This window comes from Rubripirellula tenax, assembly GCF_007860125.1.
GTDB classification, from domain to species: domain Bacteria; phylum Planctomycetota; class Planctomycetia; order Pirellulales; family Pirellulaceae; genus Rubripirellula; species Rubripirellula tenax.
In genome coordinates, this window is sequence record NZ_SJPW01000001.1 from 935,090 (window position 1) to 952,601 (window position 17,512).

Annotated in this window: 16 protein-coding genes; 3 read left to right on the plus strand and 13 right to left on the minus strand. The window is 56.8% G+C overall.

Going from position 1 to position 17,512, the window contains the following annotated elements; all coding sequences use genetic code 11:
- Positions 1 to 34 precede the first annotated feature (34 nt).
- Positions 35 to 1,453, minus strand: a complete 1,419-nt coding sequence (locus tag Poly51_RS03455) for an oxidoreductase (protein WP_146454238.1) — start codon at positions 1,451 to 1,453, stop codon at positions 35 to 37.
- A gap of 213 nt (positions 1,454 to 1,666) precedes the next feature.
- Between Poly51_RS03455 and Poly51_RS03460 the strand changes: the two genes are divergently transcribed.
- Positions 1,667 to 2,500, plus strand: a complete 834-nt coding sequence (locus Poly51_RS03460) for an AraC family transcriptional regulator (RefSeq protein ID WP_222435779.1) — start codon at positions 1,667 to 1,669, stop codon at positions 2,498 to 2,500.
- 4 nt (positions 2,501 to 2,504) lie between these two features.
- On the opposite strand, the gene mutL is transcribed toward Poly51_RS03460, so the two are convergent.
- From mutL to Poly51_RS03490, 6 genes are all read right to left on the minus strand, one after another.
- Complete coding sequence (gene mutL / locus Poly51_RS03465) at positions 2,505 to 4,448, minus strand: DNA mismatch repair endonuclease MutL (protein WP_146454242.1); 1,944 nt, start codon at positions 4,446 to 4,448, stop codon at positions 2,505 to 2,507.
- A 174-nt stretch (positions 4,449 to 4,622) separates the two neighbouring features.
- Complete coding sequence (trxA, locus tag Poly51_RS03470) at positions 4,623 to 4,952, minus strand: thioredoxin (protein WP_146454244.1); 330 nt, start codon at positions 4,950 to 4,952, stop codon at positions 4,623 to 4,625.
- A 128-nt stretch (positions 4,953 to 5,080) separates the two neighbouring features.
- Positions 5,081 to 5,767 carry an NUDIX hydrolase gene (locus Poly51_RS03475; protein ID WP_146454246.1) on the minus strand — a complete coding sequence of 229 codons (687 nt, stop codon included), beginning with the start codon at positions 5,765 to 5,767 and terminating at the stop codon, positions 5,081 to 5,083.
- 10 nt (positions 5,768 to 5,777) lie between these two features.
- Positions 5,778 to 6,524 (minus strand): sugar phosphate isomerase/epimerase family protein, encoded by a 747-nt coding sequence (locus Poly51_RS03480; RefSeq protein WP_146454249.1) that lies wholly within the window; start codon positions 6,522 to 6,524, stop codon positions 5,778 to 5,780.
- 210 nt (positions 6,525 to 6,734) lie between these two features.
- Positions 6,735 to 7,472, minus strand: coding sequence for a hypothetical protein (locus Poly51_RS03485; RefSeq protein WP_146454251.1), 738 nt, complete (start codon positions 7,470 to 7,472; stop codon positions 6,735 to 6,737).
- A gap of 31 nt (positions 7,473 to 7,503) precedes the next feature.
- Positions 7,504 to 8,055, minus strand: a complete 552-nt coding sequence (locus tag Poly51_RS03490; RefSeq protein ID WP_246114236.1) for a rhomboid family intramembrane serine protease — start codon at positions 8,053 to 8,055, stop codon at positions 7,504 to 7,506.
- Between the two features lie 216 nt (positions 8,056 to 8,271).
- Between Poly51_RS03490 and Poly51_RS03495 the strand changes: the two genes are divergently transcribed.
- Positions 8,272 to 9,105, plus strand: coding sequence for a phytanoyl-CoA dioxygenase family protein (locus tag Poly51_RS03495; RefSeq protein ID WP_146454253.1), 834 nt, complete (start codon positions 8,272 to 8,274; stop codon positions 9,103 to 9,105).
- Between the two features lie 87 nt (positions 9,106 to 9,192).
- Here the strand turns inward: Poly51_RS03495 and Poly51_RS03500 are convergent, their stop codons facing one another.
- Positions 9,193 to 10,041 carry a peptidase C39 gene (locus Poly51_RS03500; RefSeq protein WP_146454255.1) on the minus strand — a complete coding sequence of 283 codons (849 nt, stop codon included), beginning with the start codon at positions 10,039 to 10,041 and terminating at the stop codon, positions 9,193 to 9,195.
- A 217-nt stretch (positions 10,042 to 10,258) separates the two neighbouring features.
- A complete protein-coding gene (locus tag Poly51_RS03505; protein ID WP_146454257.1) occupies positions 10,259 to 11,305 on the minus strand; it encodes an aldose epimerase family protein in 1,047 nt (348 codons plus the stop codon).
- A gap of 225 nt (positions 11,306 to 11,530) precedes the next feature.
- Here Poly51_RS03505 and Poly51_RS03510 point away from each other — a divergent pair, with 225 nt between their 5' ends.
- Positions 11,531 to 12,598 carry a tRNA dihydrouridine synthase gene (locus Poly51_RS03510; protein ID WP_146454259.1) on the plus strand — a complete coding sequence of 356 codons (1,068 nt, stop codon included), beginning with the start codon at positions 11,531 to 11,533 and terminating at the stop codon, positions 12,596 to 12,598.
- Positions 12,599 to 12,681: 83 nt separating this feature from the next.
- Here Poly51_RS03510 and Poly51_RS03515 read toward each other — a convergent pair whose 3' ends face one another.
- The 4 genes from Poly51_RS03515 to Poly51_RS03530 all read right to left on the minus strand — a co-directional run bounded on the left by Poly51_RS03515 (position 12,682) and on the right by Poly51_RS03530 (position 17,195).
- On the minus strand, positions 12,682 to 14,337 hold the full coding sequence (locus Poly51_RS03515; RefSeq protein ID WP_146454261.1) for a COG1470 family protein: 1,656 nt from the start codon (positions 14,335 to 14,337) through the stop codon (positions 12,682 to 12,684).
- A gap of 68 nt (positions 14,338 to 14,405) precedes the next feature.
- A complete protein-coding gene (locus tag Poly51_RS03520) occupies positions 14,406 to 16,082 on the minus strand; it encodes a type II secretion system protein GspD (protein WP_246114237.1) in 1,677 nt (558 codons plus the stop codon).
- Positions 16,083 to 16,109: 27 nt separating this feature from the next.
- Positions 16,110 to 16,586, minus strand: coding sequence for a hypothetical protein (locus Poly51_RS03525; protein ID WP_146454266.1), 477 nt, complete (start codon positions 16,584 to 16,586; stop codon positions 16,110 to 16,112).
- 90 nt (positions 16,587 to 16,676) lie between these two features.
- Positions 16,677 to 17,195 carry a hypothetical protein gene (locus Poly51_RS03530; RefSeq protein ID WP_246114238.1) on the minus strand — a complete coding sequence of 173 codons (519 nt, stop codon included), beginning with the start codon at positions 17,193 to 17,195 and terminating at the stop codon, positions 16,677 to 16,679.
- Between the last annotated feature and the right edge of the window lie 317 nt (positions 17,196 to 17,512).

The window sequence follows — 17,512 nt, forward strand, 5'->3', positions numbered from 1 at the left end:
CGTCCCGGGCATTTCTATGTTGGCTCAGTAACTCCTACGTCAACGCCTGCACCAACTTGCGTTCTGGCATCGCCTTGTAGAACGGATCCAGCGGGAAACATCCGCTGATCATTCCGTTACGGGGCGCGGTCGTGCATTCGCTGAACGTGCGACAGACCTTCTTTCGCTGCTGTTTGACGCCCGCGATCACGTCGGCCGGCAATTCCGGGTATGACAACACCATCCGTCCCAACCCGATCGAATCGACCCAGCCGGCCCGTACAACCGCTTGAGCGACGTTAGGCAACCAGTCCTGCAGATACGTGTACCCCGAACCCACGAACGTCATGCCCGGATGCGAACGTCGCAGTTCGGCGGTGGCTCGCAATTGTCGAGCCACGCCCACCAACGGGTCTTCGGGCGGCAAGTACCCGTCGCTGGGCGGGAAGTACGCCGGACGCTGAATATGCGGCGTCGAGTACGGGCTGCCCGCGGTAGTGCAGACCATCTTCACGCCGATGGATTCCAACAGCGATAAAAACTTCGATGGTTCATCCAGATCGATTCCCATTCCGCTGGGATCGGCACCCCACACCAATCGCGGATCGGCGCCCGGCACTGGTTCGCCGACGCGGTCTTCGCCTGGGTGATGAGGCATGAAGTCATAGATACTCAGCCGCACGCCAATTTTCAGCGACGGAGCGGCCGCGTTGATGCCCGCAACAATGTCACGGACGAATCGTGTGCGGTTTTCGAAGCTGCCGCCAAAGTCGCCCTTGCGATCGACACCGCTGAGCAACTCGTGACCCAGATACCCGTGACAGTGTTTGACATCGACGAAGCGATAACCCGCCTTTTCCGCTCGAACCGCCGCCGCAATGAAATCGTCAATCAACCGTCGCAAATCATCGTCGCTGATGATGGCCGAGTCGTCCGTCACTTTCACGCGTGGGTCAAGTGCCGGGTTGCGTTGTGCCGTTCGAGGTTCGGCCGTTGCTTTCTCATTCGGCTTGGCCCAACGACCCGAGTGCGTCAACTGCAGACCGACGTACAGATCATCGGTTCGACCAAAACGTTCTTCGTGCGCCGACATCAACTCGTTGCGCAAACCTTCGATCGCCGAAAGATTCGCTTCCGTCATCAGCAACTGATTCGGGTTGGCTCGTCCGTCGTGCCGCACCGCAACCGCTTCGCCACCCCAGATCCACTTGGCGCCGCTGATGCCAAAATTCCGCCATCGACGAACCGTCAAATCCGTCGGTGCGCCGTCGTTGGTGCCATCCCAGCCTTCCATCGGCAAAATGCAAAATCGATTGCCCACGTTGACGCCGTCGACATCCATCGATCGGCCAAGCGGTGACTCGTCGCCCGATGCAACCGATTCGTCGCAAGGCAGATCGACGCCGATCTCTTTCAAGTAATCAGTGAAGGCTTGAAACGATTTGAAACTAGCGACGCGAGGATAAACGCTCATCGGTTCTTTCTGATAATGATGCAAGTCCAATCGTAGCCGGAGTCGCCAGACGACATCGGGCATGCCCAGGAAAATCGAAGTCTGACGACTCCGGCTACGGTTGAACCGGAAATTTGAGCTGCGGTAGATTACTAGGAATACTAGACAACGGCTGCCGAATCTTGGAAAATCGGCCAATGTTTGAATTTGCAAATCGGGCAATTGGCCATCTGTATGAACGAACGATTGAACGACCGCGCGGTTGCCGAACGCTTGCCGCGCTGGGGCGTGCTGGTGATCGAGTCTCATCACGGTCCCGAATTCACGATGGATTGGCGAACGCACCCGTTCATCAAAGTCGTCTACGTGCTGCGCGGCGGAGGAACGTTTCACCTCGGAAATCGCGATGATTTGTTCGCAACGGGCGACGTCGTCGTGGTCGCACCGGGAGTGCGAAATCGAATCGTCGATGCACCCGGATCTGCATCCAGCTTGTATGTGGCTTGCGTTGCACGAAGCCATTTGAAGTTCGACACCACCATCATCGACCGAATCCACACTCGCGTGATCCACGGCGACGGACACTTTGCAAGTCGGGTTGCCACGTTGCTGCGGCGAATGGTTCACTCGCAAGACAATACGTCTCCCGATCGGCCGATCGCGATGGTAGCCGATGCGATGAAGTTGATCCAATTGACGGCAAGTCGACCTGAAAGCTCGCCACGGCGCGATAAGAATGCCGGCGATCTGTTACAGGATGTCGGTCGCTATATCGAGACACTGCCGACACGCTTCTTCGAAGATACGACCATCGATGAAGTTGCATTGTCTCTGGGCATGTCGCGCCGATCGTTCACCGATGCCTTTCAAAAGCTGACGGGCGAAACGTGGCTGACGTACGTGCGACGACTCGCGATCCAGCACGCGCGTAGCCGTTTGAGTGAAACCGAGCTTCCGATCGTATCGATTGCGTTCGAGTGTGGCTTCAACGACCTGTCGACGTTCTATCGCCAGTTCAAGTCACAGTGCGGCGTCAGTCCGGCGAAATATCGAACTCAATCAAAGTGAAACCCTAAGCACGTCCGCGAGGTCCTAATCGGCCGAACATGCGATCCAGTTCGTCGCGGCTAAAGAATAACGCGGTCGGACGCCCGTGAGGACAATGATGGGTGTCTTGATAGAGGTCTTTTTGTTCCAACAAACTGATGATCTCTTCCGACGCCAGCGGGTCACCGGCCTTGACCGCCGCTTTGCACGCGATCGTCGATAACAAGTGATTGAGAAGATCCTTTGCGTCGGGTTGCTTGCCCGCCGACATCAACGCCTCCAATACGACTCGCAGCATATCCGCCGGCGAGCCGTTCTTCAGCATCGCCGGGTAGGACTGGATCACGATCGTTTCGCCGCCGAAGTCATCGATCTCTAACCCGACCTTCGCCAACGTTTCTTTCGCGTCGAGCGCGGCGGTCCGTTCGGCCGGAGTCAGCGATACCGGCTCGGGGACCAGCAACCGCTGAGCCTCCAACGATTTGCCTTCGCCTAGCACCTTTGCACACACACGCTCGTACAACACGCGTTCGTGCAACGCGTGTTGATCGATCACAACCATCCCGGCTTCGTCTTGGGTGACCAAGTAACGGTTGTGAACTTGAAAGCCGAGGTAGCACACCGACGGCGATGCTGGGCGATCCGAATCGGTGACATCCGAGGACGCGGCCGAATCACCCGATTCATTCGACGCAACTTCCCACGGCGCAATATCGTTGCCGGATGCAGGGATTGAACTACCGCCGGGATACGGTTGGAACGCGGGGATGCCGGCGGGCGGCAGAGTCTGTGTGGTGGCGATGGGCTTTTGTATGCCAGTACGGGCCCAGTCGATGACGGATTGCCGTTGCAGTTGCTCGGACAGGGCTGGGGAGCCGGCAATCGGTTGCACCGGAGCCACGGTGGGAGACACCGTGTCGTCACCATGAGCCGGTCCCGGGCCGACGCGGTGAGTCATATCGGTGCGCAAAAACTGGTGACGTAGCGTTTGAAGCAATCGGGCGTACACTTTGCCGCCGTCGGTGAAGCGGACTTCCAGCTTGGTCGGGTGAACGTTCACGTCGATCAATTCCGGCGGCATGTCCATCCGCAAAAAGCAAACGGGGAACCGGCCAACCATCAACAATCCACGGTAGGCTTCGCCGAGTGCGTGCTGCAATGACCGGTCGCGAATGTGTCGCCCGTTCAGGAACAAATATTGCATCCGATTGTTGCCGCGGCTGACCGACGGATCGCAAACGTAACCGCTGATCCGCACGGGATCGTCGTCGTCGCGGATCGGAATCAGCACGCTGGCGATCTCGTCACCAAAAAACGCACCGATCCGGTCGGACCAGCGCGTCGAAACGGGCAGATCGTAAACGATCTTGTCGTTGTTGATCAGCACGAAATGGACTTGCGGGTTGGCAAGCGCCAACCGCGTGAACGCTTCGACGATGTGTCCGCGCTCGGTGCCGGCGGTCTTCAGGAACCGATGCCGCACCGGAGTGTTGAAAAACAGATTCTTGATCTCGATCACGGTACCGACCGGGCATCCACATGGCGCCGGTGATTCGATCACGCCGCCGCGAACGGTCACTTCGCTGCCACAATCGTCGCCCTCGGTGCGACTGCGGATGGTCATATGCGAAACGCTGCCGATCGACGCCAGTGCTTCGCCGCGAAACCCGAGAGTGCGGACGCTGAACAGGGAATCGTCGTCGGGAAGTTTGCTGGTCGCGTGAGATGCAACGGCTAGCGGCAATTGATCAGCGGTCATTCCGCAACCATCATCGCTGATCCGAATCAACTCGGTACCACCGCCGGCAATCGTGACTTCGATACGGTGGGAACCGGCGTCGATGCTGTTTTCGACCAGTTCTTTGACGACCGATGCGGGCCGTTCGATGACTTCGCCCGCCGCTATCTGGTTGACCAAATTGGGTGGCAATTGGCGGATCGTCGGCAGCACTCGGGTCGTTGTGTTCATACGCCCGAATGTAATGGTTGGTCACTCAACCACAACCACAAATCGGGCAACCCGATTTGGAACCGCGACGCCGCTCGCGGGCCGTGAACTGCAAAGCAGTTCACGTTGAATGAGAAGAAACACCGTACACTCTGCGAACGGAATCGCAGGGCTAGGTAGGGTGATCCGTTCCGACTAGGCCGATGCGCCGGTCAGGGCTTCTTGCAGGGCGCTCTTCGGGCGGACGCCGACAAAGCTTTCGGAAATTTCGCCGTTGCGGAACACCAACAGCGTTGGAATGCTGCTGATGCCGAACTTCTGGGCGATTCCCGGATTGTCGTCGATGTTGATCTTACCAATCTTTACGCCAGGATTTTCGTTGGCCAATTCGTCGATCATCGGAGCGATCTGACGGCATGGGCCACACCAGGGAGCCCAAAAGTCGACCAAGACGGGCGTATCCGATTTTAGAACTTCGGTGTCGAAGTTGTCGTCGGTGAACTCTTTGACGGCGTCGGAAGCCATAGGAAATTCCTTCGTAAACGGAATGGAGGAGTATTCGGTCTCGTGTGAGTTCAATTTATACATCGCTGGGGATTGCGAGCAATTCCCCAGACTCAATGACCGCCCCGGTCGGCGATCCGCCGTGGCAGTCAATCGAACTGATTTACATAGGGGAGCAATAAATGGGCCAATTGATCCAAAATCATTCCCGTCGCCCCCCAAATCTCGTGCCCGTCGTACCGAATCGCGCCGGCGCGAAACCGCATCGAACCGGCGTCAACGGATTCGTCGGACGCCGCATCGACACGTTGGATCGGGCGAGTTTTGACGATCGCAGCGCGGTATTTGGGGTCAACCAGAACCCTAAGCGGCAGAGAGATCACGTGTTCGACCTCGATCGGATCCGGTTTCCAAACGCCACGGGGCGGATCGATCACCATCACCACTGGATGTACGACGTTGCCACTGGCATAGACGTATTGGCTGGCCAATTGGCCACAAAACGCCTGCACGTTTGGCAACACGCCAAGTTCTTCGTCGAATTCGCGAATCGCAGCTTCGCGAATCGACTCGCCGGGATCGACTTGCCCACCCGGCAACGAAATCTGTCCGCCATGATGGGACAGCGTCATCGGCCGAAGTGTCAACGGAATCGTCCAACCATCATTTTGGTCGCGGTACAGCGCCACCGCGACTGCTGCAACTCGCGATCGACTTGGCACCGGGCCGCGATGGCGGCCGTAGGACAAAGTCGGCGAAATCGGTGAACGGAAACGGCGGCCGGATGTGGCAGCCAAGCATCGCTCGATCAGTTCCGCCATTTCCCGTGAGTTCATCGCTGCTGAACTAAATCAGAGTTTCGAGCAATCGTCGCAACTTGCGAAGTTCGACACGGTGATCGTGCTCTTCCATCGGAACCATGTGAGCGGTCAAGGCGCGATCGTAACGATCGCGAACAAGCTGTGTCACGATCTTTCCGTAATCGACTTCACCCTGTCCAACGCTGACTTGAAATGCGTCCGGGCGAGTATCACGCAGGTGAACGTTGCAGACGAATTTCAGGATCTTGTCCAGACTTTTCGACTTGGCCGGACCGGCAATGTAAACGCTGGGGTCAAGCGTGATGCCCAGCCCATCGACGTTGTTGCACAAGACCATCAGCGTGTCGGGGTCGTCGCTCAGGCAGCCCAATTGGCTGCGGACGCTGACGCGAACGCCCTCGCCTTCGCCGACCTTGACCAGCCGCTGCAACCGTTCGACTTCTTCGTTGAACGGGGTCCCGTGTTCGCCCGATGGAACAGTGATGTTGACCACCTTGGTCTGTTTGGCCAGGTGACAAATCTTGGCGAAGTCTTCGTAGTGCTGTTCGCCCGTCGATTCCAATTCGACGCTGTAGCCCGAAATATCCAGGCGATGCGAGTGACGCAGATACTGCGCGGCTCGATCCAAATCTTCGATCAATTCACTCGGTTTGACCTTGCCCGACTCATGCAGCGCGATCTCGATCGAAGTGAATTCCAGATCCGAAAGAATCTCGATCACCTCTCGCAACTCCATTCCCGGCCAGCACTCGGTCGATGCTGCAACAAACACGTTTCGTCCTTCCCTAACTATCGATATTGTCCGTCATTGAATCCGCAAACCGCCCAAAACGCCACGGCTTGCAGAAGTCACACAGCTTACCGTGGCAAGCCCCGGTAGCAACAGACCGGTTTTCGGATTGGAGGCGGGCCAAGTGCATCCCACGGTTTGGCTCGAACGTCATGAAAAGTCGAGCCTCCTGAAAAGAAGGGCGAATCTTCGCTAGATCGAAGCCGGAGACTGGTAGGGATTCAATTCTTTTGAAATGCCTCGGCTAACTTCTTCCGGGGCCAATTCCATCACTCCACGCACCTTTGTCATGTGGTCAAAGTACAAGCCGATCACGCGATCACAGGCGTCGATCAGAGCCGACTTGCTGTCGATTGGCTCGAACGTCCAACCCTGGGCGTCGAACGATTGTTGGTGTGCCGCGAAAATTTCAAGGAAACTCTTGCCAGTCATGTACGTTCCCTTTGCATACGGACTGGGATCAAATTCGCGGCGCCCGTTCGTCGTGACCACGAGACGATCGTTAGCCAACCAGGTGATGATGGAAACTTTTTTCGCCGACGCGCCATCGTCCGCTCGCGAGGAAGCGAAGCTCATCATGTACTTTCCGCTCTGGTGACGCATGAACACACCAACGCCCGAGATGTTCATCTGATTGCCGGCGACGGATGTCATATGTTCGATCATCGGGTCCACAAAACCCTGCTCTTGGCCCGATTCGATCGCCGCTGAAATGTCGTTTTTCGCAAACTCGGGACACTGATCCACTGGGATGGTCGAATCCGTGATCGACGGATAGCGAGGCAAAACCGTCGGCTGCCATCGCACAATTCCGATCTTAGCCAACGGCCAAATGACCGCGGCCAGCAACTGGTGGGGGTAGGCGACGCGAATGAATTCGCGATATCCCAATCGAAACGGATACATGTGATAGAACGTCGGTGCATTCATGACGCGTGCATACTCCGTCGTAGCTTGTTGGCTAAAAGAAACTTTGGGCTTTCTGGGTGGTCGCGATTCCGATGACCACTCCGCTGATGGCACCGCACAAATGGCCGTCCCAGGAAATGGCTGAACCGAAACTGGGGATCACGCCGAAGACCAGCGTGCCGCCGAAAAAGAAACCCACCATCAGGGCGATCGCGACCGACACAAGCTGCTTTTCGCGAATGCCGACGGTGATCAAGTAAGCGATCAATCCGAACACCAATCCGCTGGCACCGATGTGATTGGCGCTGCGTCCGAAAATCCACAGCAAGACGCCACTGCTGATGACGATCGCGACAACAATCAGCCACGCCCGATGACGCGATGCGATCGTCAATCCGACCAAAATCGCCAGCGGGATCGTGTTGGAAATCAAGTGCCCGAACCCTTGATGCAGAAACGGACTGAGCATGATTCCAGGTACGCCGTGCAGCATTCGCGGTTGCAGCCCGAACTGGTTCAAGTCCGCGGGGATGATCATGTCGACGATGCGGATCAACCACATCACCAATAGGAAGATGACGACGGGATAGGCTTGCGTCTTCACAATACCGGCACCGACCCAGGCGTCGGCCCAGCGCTGATCACGCTACGATATTCGTGAACCGTTGCTGAATCGGTCATTTTTACCGGAGGCTTGGCGTGAATGAAGTAAGGTCCATTTGATTCTAGCGGCTATGGTGCAAAGATGCCGACTTGGATCATCCATTGAATTGAGAAATAATCGCCTCCGTCCCAACTCACCCCCTGACGTGCCAGCACGATGACTAGCAAAATCGACGAGATACCGAATCCGACGCCCACACAGTTAGCCGAACTGCCACGGCAAATGGGTTTCTTTCCGGCCATCAACGGCGCACCCAAGACGCTCAGCCCGGCACAGATTCAACAGTACAACCATGACGGTTACTTGATGCCGTTCGACGGGCTCGACGCGACCGAAGCCCGCGAGACGCGCGCTTTCTTTGACGGCGTGCTGTCGGCCTACATCGAACTGGGCAAAACAAGCTACTCGATCAGCACCGCACACTTGCGTTTCGCACGCATCTATCAACTGGTCCAACATCCGCGAATCCTTGACGCCGTTTCCGACTTGTTGGGGCCGAATGTGGTTTGCTGGGGTTCGCACTTCTTTTGCAAGATGCCGCGAGATGGTAAGCGGGTCCCTTGGCATCAAGACAGCACCTATTGGCCGCTAAGCCCCACCAAGACCGTGACCGTTTGGCTTGCCATCGACGACGCCGATCCGGAAAACGCGAACATGAAGTTCATTCCTCGATCGCACCTTCACGGCTTGATCGACTACGACGAAACCAACGATGCCGACACGGTGTTGGACCTGGCGGTCCAGAACCCGCATTCCTACGGTGACGGCGAAGTGGACGTGGCGCTCAAGGCCGGCCAGTTCTCGATGCACTCGGACTTGTTGCTGCACGGATCGGAAGCCAACGCGTCCGACCGACGTCGATGCGGACTGACGATCCGGTACGCCGCCGCCGATGTCACGACATGGTACGATTGGCACAAGAAGGGGCTGGTCGTCCGCGGCGATAATATCAGCGGCCAGTGGGCCAATCCACCGTCGCCCGATCACTAACGCAAGTGCCACTAACGCAAGTGCCACTAACGCAAGTGCCACTAACGCATGTGCCACTAACGCATGTGCCGCTCACGCACCCTCGGATCACTTTAAGTAAATCGCGTCGCCGGTGAACCGTTTGCGAAACGTGGTATCGGACCACAATGTGCGGCCGAAGGCGGGGTCCATGACGATCCAATTGCCGTGCCGGTCGCGACCTTGAATCACAACCGCGTGGCCCTCGGCCGTTGGACCAAAGAAGCGTCTTGGTGAACCGGGAACATGAGACGATCGGAATTCGACCAACGCAATGTTGGGCAACTGATCACCCGAACGCCACGTCGACGGATCCGATGAAGCCACCGCGGGTCGCTTCGTTTGCCCGGTCGTCGCGATCGAAAGTCCTCGAAACAGGCCCAGAGGTTCCGTGCCCATTGAACTGGTCAAACACGCCGTGACCATCGCGGCTTCGTTTGCATCGACGTTGGCAAAACGAAGCAGTGTTGCCCCGGCGGCGGCTGCACACGTCGACGGATGACTCTGCAAACAAATGCCGTCCCGCCATTCCGAAGCCGCGTCTGTTTTCGCCGGCGCGACGACAGGCCGCATCACCGGGATCAACGTGTAGCCGGCGGTCAGGACCATCATCGCAACGACGGTCGCCGGCCGATGCCATCCGCCGAGCGACACCATCGTGCTGGCGATACCCGCGGTCAACGACAACAAGACCGGCATCCCATTGGCCCAAAACACGACCGAAGCGTGGGGAACGATGGACGCCCAAAGCAAGTTTCCGGCCGCTGTCCACGCAAACGAAAGGGCAGCGAAGAGGGACAGCAAAAACCATAGCTGGCGGCGGCCCGGAGACTTCAAACCGGTACAGCGGCCAAGGTGATAGGCCAAGACCGATAGACCGGTGATTGAGATCACGCCGATAACTAGGTCTGTGGACATTGGTTGCACTCGTTGGCGGAATGGCGATCTGTGAAGAACACGTTAACATTCCGCGAATATTTCGCCAACACAAATCTTGGCTCTGGGACCACTGTTTCAAGCTTTCTTGGCATCGTTTTGTAAGCCTAGGACACGAAACTTGCCCAGCGCGCACAAAAAAACCCACGACAACTTGTCGTGGGTGAATTCGGCGAATCACATTCCTGACGGACGGAAACTACTCGTCATGGGCTACTGTAAACCGGTGTACCGTCGTTTCACGCAGCGTCTCGCCGGGCTTCACTAGCGTGGTCGGAAAAGTTGGACGGTTCGGGGTGTTGGGATAGTGCTGGGTCTCCAAACAGAACGCGTCGTGGCTGGCGGCGCCAGCCGACCCTTCGGTCCCGGGTAAGTGGTTCGCCGTATACAACTGCATGCCGGGCTGGGTTGTTTCGATCTCCAGAACTCGCCCCGAACCGGGATCGACGACGCGCGCCGCTAATCGTAGTTCGCCAGGTTTGCCACGAACGACGAAACAGTGGTCATAGCCCTTCGTTGCCGCCAACGAATCGACGTCTTTGCCGAACGCGCGCGGTGATCGAAAGTCAAAGACAGTTCCGTCGACGGTGTTGATCTTTCCGGTCGGGATCAAGTCGTCGTCGACGTCAAGAATTTCGTCCGCTTCGATGGTTGCGACGTGCCCCATCGCCGAACCGGAACCCGCGCCGCCCAAGTTCCAATAGCTGTGATTGGTCAAGTTGATGTGGGTCGGTGCATCCGTTGTGGCCGTGAAATCCACCGTCAACTCGTTGTCATCGTTCCACTGATAGTCGACGGTGGCGTTGACTTCGCCGGGGAAACCTTCTTGGCCATCGGGGCTGGTCAAGTTGAACTTCACTCCGACGGCATCGTCCGTCTGGTATGACGCCGCCTCCCACAACTGGAACGTGAAGTTCTTTTTGCCACCGTGCAAGTGATGCTTGCCCGCATTGACGGTGACCTGATGATCGACGTCACCGATCGAAAATTTCCCTTGATCAATGCGGTTACAGAATCGACCGACGGTGCTGCCAAAATACGGGTGACTGCCCAAGTAGGGCGCAAGCGTATCGAAGCAAAGATTGACGTTGGCCAAATTGCCGTCGCGGTCCGGCACATTGACTTCCAACAAAGTCGCTCCCCAATTCATCAGGCTGATCGAGTTGCCGCGTGAATTTTTGAGGATGAATTTCGTGACCGGTTCGCCTTGCTTGGTGGTCCCGAAGGCTTCGCTTTGAATCGTCATGGAGAGAGTTTTCGAGGATGGATTGGAGGGAAATGGGGCGGGCGTGTCCGCCAGTACTGAACCGGCGCCGTTGGCAAATGCAAGAACTATGGTCAAGATGATGCATGCCCATCGGTCACAAAGCAACATGATGTCGGTTTCCTGAGTTCGAGACAGACCCCCGCTCACCGACGAAATGTGATCGTCAATGGCCGCGCCAGCCTAACAGATCCGAGAATCCTTGACATGAATGCAGCCGCCGCGATCGAACCGCTAAAAATTGGCGATGTGGTGATCGGATCGCCGGTCGTCCAAGCGGCCCTGTCCGGCTACAGCGACCTGCCGATGCGTGTCATCGCCCGGCGGCATGGTGCCAGCTACACGCTTTGCGAAGTCATGTTGGATCGGTTTCTGTTGCAGCTGGGCAATCGCGAAAAGACACGTCACTTTCTGGACATCCATCCCGACGAACCGCCCGTCGGCGGACAGTTGATGGGGGCCGAGCCTGAGCAGTTTTCGTTGGGTGCGTTGAAACTTGCCAATGCAGGCTTCGACATCATTGACGTCAACTTTGGTTGCCCGGTCAAGAAAGTGCTGGGCCGTTGCCGAGGCGGATTTCATTTGTCGCAACCCGCCGTCGCGATCGAGATCCTGCGGCGGACGCGCGACATCGTTCCGGATCACATTCCCGTGACGGTCAAGATGCGGCGTGGCATCGATGATTCGCCCGAAGCTCGCGATCAGTTCTTTGAAATCCTCGACGGCGCGATCGACGCCGGCCTGCATGCCGCCACCGTTCACGGTCGCACCGTTGTCCAGCGATACGTCGGGCCAAGCCGTTGGGAGTTCTTGTCGGAAGTCAAGTCGCACGTCGGCGACCGATTGAAAATCTTGGGCAGCGGCGACCTGTTCACCGCCGCCGATGGATTCCGAATGATCCAGCAGACCGGCATTGACGGTGTCACCGTCGCGCGAGGCGCGATCGGCAACCCATGGATCTTTTCGCAATCCGTGGCACTCGCCGCCGGAAAATCGCTGCCTGAGCCGCCGACGATTTTTGAACAGGCTGCGGTCATGCGAGAGCACTTTACGCTGTGCGAACAAACGTATACACCCGAGCGTGCACCGATGCTGATGCGCAAATTCTGTATCAAGTATTCCGCCAGCCATCCGAACTTCAAAGTCGTCCGCGAGTCCTTCGTGCGAATCAAGTCGCGTGAACAATTCGAATCGGTCATGCAGGAGTACTACAGCGCCGACGGACCGGGACAGTATCTGCCACGCGAAGTTCATGGGTCGATGGAAGAATGCTAAACCGACTTGGTAAATGAAAAACGCCGCGTTCATCCGACAAGATGAACGCGGCGTCAGATCTACTCAGCCACAAGCCAGTGATTTCATTCTGTGGCAGATTCGCTGATTTGCGGATCCAAATCGATCACCAACGTACGCTCCACCGGAACCTCGTCGGGCGTTGTCTTCAGCGACAGTGCGATTTGGTACTGACCGGCCGTCAAGGTGCTTTGCGGCACGAAGGCCAATTCACGCGTTTCGCCCGGACGTAACCAGCGACCGAAGCCGTCGGCCAGGTCCATCGTCCGTCCCGAACCGTCGGCGACCTGCAAATCGGCGTGCACCGGCACGAAACCGGTTCCGTTGTTGGTCACGATCAAACCGAACGACGTGAAGCCGTTCTTTTCCACCTTCGCCAACTCGCCGACGGTGACGTCGGTCTTCGGAGCGTCGCCGAACGACATCGCCAACGGAATCGACTGGACCGATTCCCCGCTTTCGTCGTCTTTCACTCGCAGCCGAATGTCACCGTACTTCGTCTTTTCCGCGTCGCTGGACGACGACACGGCGATCCGAATCGTCTTGGTGCGTCCCGGGCGTACATCAAAGTTGTCCGACGATAGGGTAACGTCGTTGATCACGTTGCCATCCAGATCAACCAGCTCTGCGACGACGTTCTTCGGTCGTACCGAGTTATTGGTGAAACGCAGATTGCCCGAACGGCTTGCGCCAGCAATGTCGCCGACTTCGATTTGTGCGGGTTGAACCGACAACTCATGATCTAAGTAGGCTTGTCGGACTTCCAGCGCTGGATAGTCGCCTTGACCGACATTGACGTTGAACTCTTGATTGACCAAGCCACGTCTGCCGTTGGTGACTTCCAGTCGTAGCGTTTGATCGCCCGGAAACAACAGTTCATCCACCGGCGCCGAAACTTGCACGCGGCTTTGGGGCATGACGCGAACCAGATACCGTTCTTCGCCCTGCAAGTTGACTCGCGATGGCAGCATCATTTGAAAGGGTTTTGGACGCGACGTCGTCGCCGACTCGATCGTGCCGCGGACGTTGCACTCGAATGCGAAATCCGTCGGATTGACCAGGAACGTTTGAGCAACCGGCATCCCCAGGTTGTTTCGGACGCTGCCATGTTCGAACTGCAAACGATTCATCTGGCTGACGTCCTTGACGCCCGTTTCGATATCAATGCGCAGTACGTACTGTGTCACAAAGCGAACGCCGGCGGAGATTCGAGTCGGATCATTCGGGTCGGCCTTTTTCTCGGCGACGTACCCGTTGTCACGCACCAGGACGCCAAAGGAAAGGTAGTTCGACAACGCCAACGGGACCGTGACCTCGCCTTCCAAATATGTCGATTCACCCGGCGCCAGCTCGAATTCCGTTGGCGTCGTGAATCGAAGTTCGTCGGGCGCGGCCGCCAGATCATCATGCAGAATGATCCCCGTCACTTCTTGCCGCAATTGGACCGGCATGACCGTTACATTCATCGCCTTGCCCGTCGACTTGATTTCAAAGCGAAACGGAATCGTGGTACCACGACGCGCTTCGAAACGGTGTACGATCGGTTCGATGTGGAACGATGGTTCCACCGACTGGGTCAGCGTGACACGTCTTTCGCCGCCGCCAAGGTCTTCGACATCTGTCTTAGATTCAGCGAGCGAAACGTTTTGGGTGGCAATCAATCCGAGGGCCATCGATAGGCCGAAACGAAATCGAAGACCCGTGCATCGTGGGGCGAGCATGGCGTTTGCGATGGGTGGTGGGTGAGCGGGCGATAACCTGCCGAGCCAACCAGTTCGCACTTCGCGCTTCAGTGCGCGAGTTCGAAACCGCGCGGAGCAGGTTTCACAATTCGAGGTGAAATGAAGATCACAACTTCCGCGTCGCGCGTTTGTTGTTGTGTCGTCTCGAAAAGATAGCCCAGTAGGGGAATCTTGCTCAGTCCGGGTATTCGATTCACTCTATCAATCGTCTCTCGCTGCACCAAACCGCCGATCACAATGGTTTTTCCGTCTTTAACGTGAACGGTGGTTGATACCGACCGTCGGTTGATGATCGGGAACGGATTCAGTGCCAATTCCGTATTCGCGTTGCGAACGTCTTCACTGACTTCTGCTTTTTGGATGTCGATGGTGACAATGTCGCCGCGGATGCGGGGGGTAATGTCCAGACTGATCCCCGATTCAACGGTTTGGATTTCTTGCTGAAAGAAAAACGAACTGTTGTCGGCGTTGTTGCTCGAGTTGGGCTGGACACTGAAGAATGTTTCGCGGTTGATCGCGATCGTCGCTTGCTTGTTGTCCTGCGCCATGACGTGGGGTGACGCGCGAATGGTCAAGTATCCGTGTTCATTCAGAAGCTTGACGAACGTGCTTGTCTTTGCGAAGTCATCAAAGATGGCATTGGCGCCCGCGCGACTGTAGCTGGAACTGAGTGCCAGTCCTGTGGCGCCAAGCTTCAATGCGTTCTCGCCGTTGAGTTCAACAGCGTGCTGCCAATCGAGACCGAACTGGAATCCACTATCAGGTGCGACAACGCAAATGATCGCCTCCAGAACCACTTGCGGAATCGGTTGGTCGACCGTTTCGAAACGCTCGACGATTTGCTTCGCCAACCTTCCCGGTGCCTCGACCACGATCAAGTTCGATCCCGCGATCTCCTGGACAAACGGAGCCAAGCCCTTAGGAACGGTATCGATCAACGACTTTGTTTCCAGGTGCTGCGGTCGATACTCGATCCGCTCGGAAATGTACGAAAATAGCGGTGATTCCGGGTCCGCTGGGCCCACAAAGTGCTGTTTGCCATGCTGGGCATAGTACAACCCCAAAGGCATCAGGACCTTTTCGATTGCTCGATCAAGGGGCAAGTTGTCCAACCGCGTATTGACGACACCACGGACCTTTTCGTCCATCACCAAGTCAATGCCCGCGTCTGCAGAGATCGTTAACAGTACCTCGCGAACATCGGTTTCGATAAACTCGTCGTCGATGACGTACGGTTCCTCGGCGTCGAGGTAGCCCTGTACTTGTCGAACAACGCGAAATGGCTTTGTTTCGTCATCGCCAAAATAGGTTGTGTAGTCGTCTTCGCCCATCCGCTCTTTACGCACGGGGGCTTGGACGCGACGGGCTTTCGCGTCGACCAAATCTGCTTGTTCCACATCACGTGATCCGATCACATGTGACCCGATGACTTGATCGTCGATGATCCGTTCCTCGATTAAGCGATCATCAATGATCTGTTCGTCGATGATCGATTCACCCGGCGCCAAGTCATGATGGTCAAGCGCGGATCCGTGGCCCATTTCATCGCGGGCTTTGACATCGAAGTCGGGCATCGAATGATCAAGCGAATCTTGTACCAATTCGCCGATCGTTGGCCGCGGTGGCAAGGGTCTCGCGGCACAGCCCAAGGTCACGCACACGCAAAACGCGACCGTACCGATTGCCGCATGGGCGATCGAACAATTTCGTTTTCGGCGGGGCATCCTTGCGTGAACCAATGAAGTCCTTTGTTAGTTTCCTGTAATCGTTAAGACGACCGTCGCACAGTGTTTGCCCTCGACCACTTGTGCCCCATCGATCCCAACTGTCAGATCCACTTTTACTTCGCCGTTGCCTGCGATGCCCATCGCAACTGACGCTTCATCTTTCCGATTCGAAATATTTGTTCGCGCCACCGCGTGGCGTGGCGAAACCTGGACCACACCCAATGACCCGGTCACCGTTGCGGAGATCGAAGCATCGTTTTGAATTTCAGGTAGCTCGGTATGGTGGAACGCCGACGTCGTCCATTGCAGAACGATGGCCCGTTGGTTGACGCGGACGCGGCAATCGGCGCCGCCGATCAGTCCGCTCGAGACGCCACCGGATCGCGTCGTCATATCCACCCGCACACCCGACCCGCCCAAACGAGAAATATCGCCGATGCCGACTTGCGAAGTCAGCATGGCGATGGCGATGGCGGCGAGTTGTCTTGTCCAGCGGACCATGGGGTTCCGAATTTCGTTGTTCTACGCGATAAATCGCCGAGCCTCTTTCGAAGCCCGGCGATTCATCGTTTTTCGACTGTGAGATCGAAGTTAGTTCGCTGTTACGGTGCCCGTAACCGTTGTTTCATAGTCGCCGGCGGGGAACGATCCGAAGCCGTCGGTGATGAAGCTGACTTCCAAGTCCATGTTGGCCCGGCCGAAGCCGTTGGACGAACACTGAACCGTTGCGACGCCGTCATTAGAGGCGTAGTCGGTCGTGTCGGTTGCTTGGCTGACGGTCCAAGCGGCTGAACCGACGGACGAATTGATTGCCAAAGCCAGTTTGGCGTTACGACGTGCGGTGTTGTCGAGGGTGTGACGGAACGCTTGTGTTGTCGAGAATGACGCGGTCACGCCAGCCAACGAGTTGCCTTTGACGACCCACTGTTGCAGTGGGAAAATTTGATCCAGTTCGGATTCGTCGTGGGTGATTGCTGCTGCAGCAGGAGCCACGATCGAGATCGCACCGGGGACGGTGACGGTGAATTTTTGAGTTGCAGTCGTTTGACCGATTGCACTGCCAGCGGTCGAAGCGAGCAACAAAGCGAAGAAAGCGGTTTTCATATTCATGGGTGTGTTCCTGTGTGGCGACCAAGTGTTGGGCTTGATCATCGATTGAGAGGGAGAAGAGTTTGGATACAAGTTTTGTTTTCAAACGTTTCGGACCCCGATGGCCTGGAGCGGCATCGACGGACCTTCCTTCAGTCCCCTACGATTTCTCTGCATTGCTTGCGGAGAGCCGTAGTGGACTCTAGGAACTCGGTAGCACTCAGGTCAACCGAATCCGAAACGAATTTGAGCTTTGTTCATTCGCACCTTTCGTTTCCCCGCCGTGTGAAACTCGTTGACGCGTTGTCAGCAAGTCGTGTTTCAGGTGGTCGTTTGTC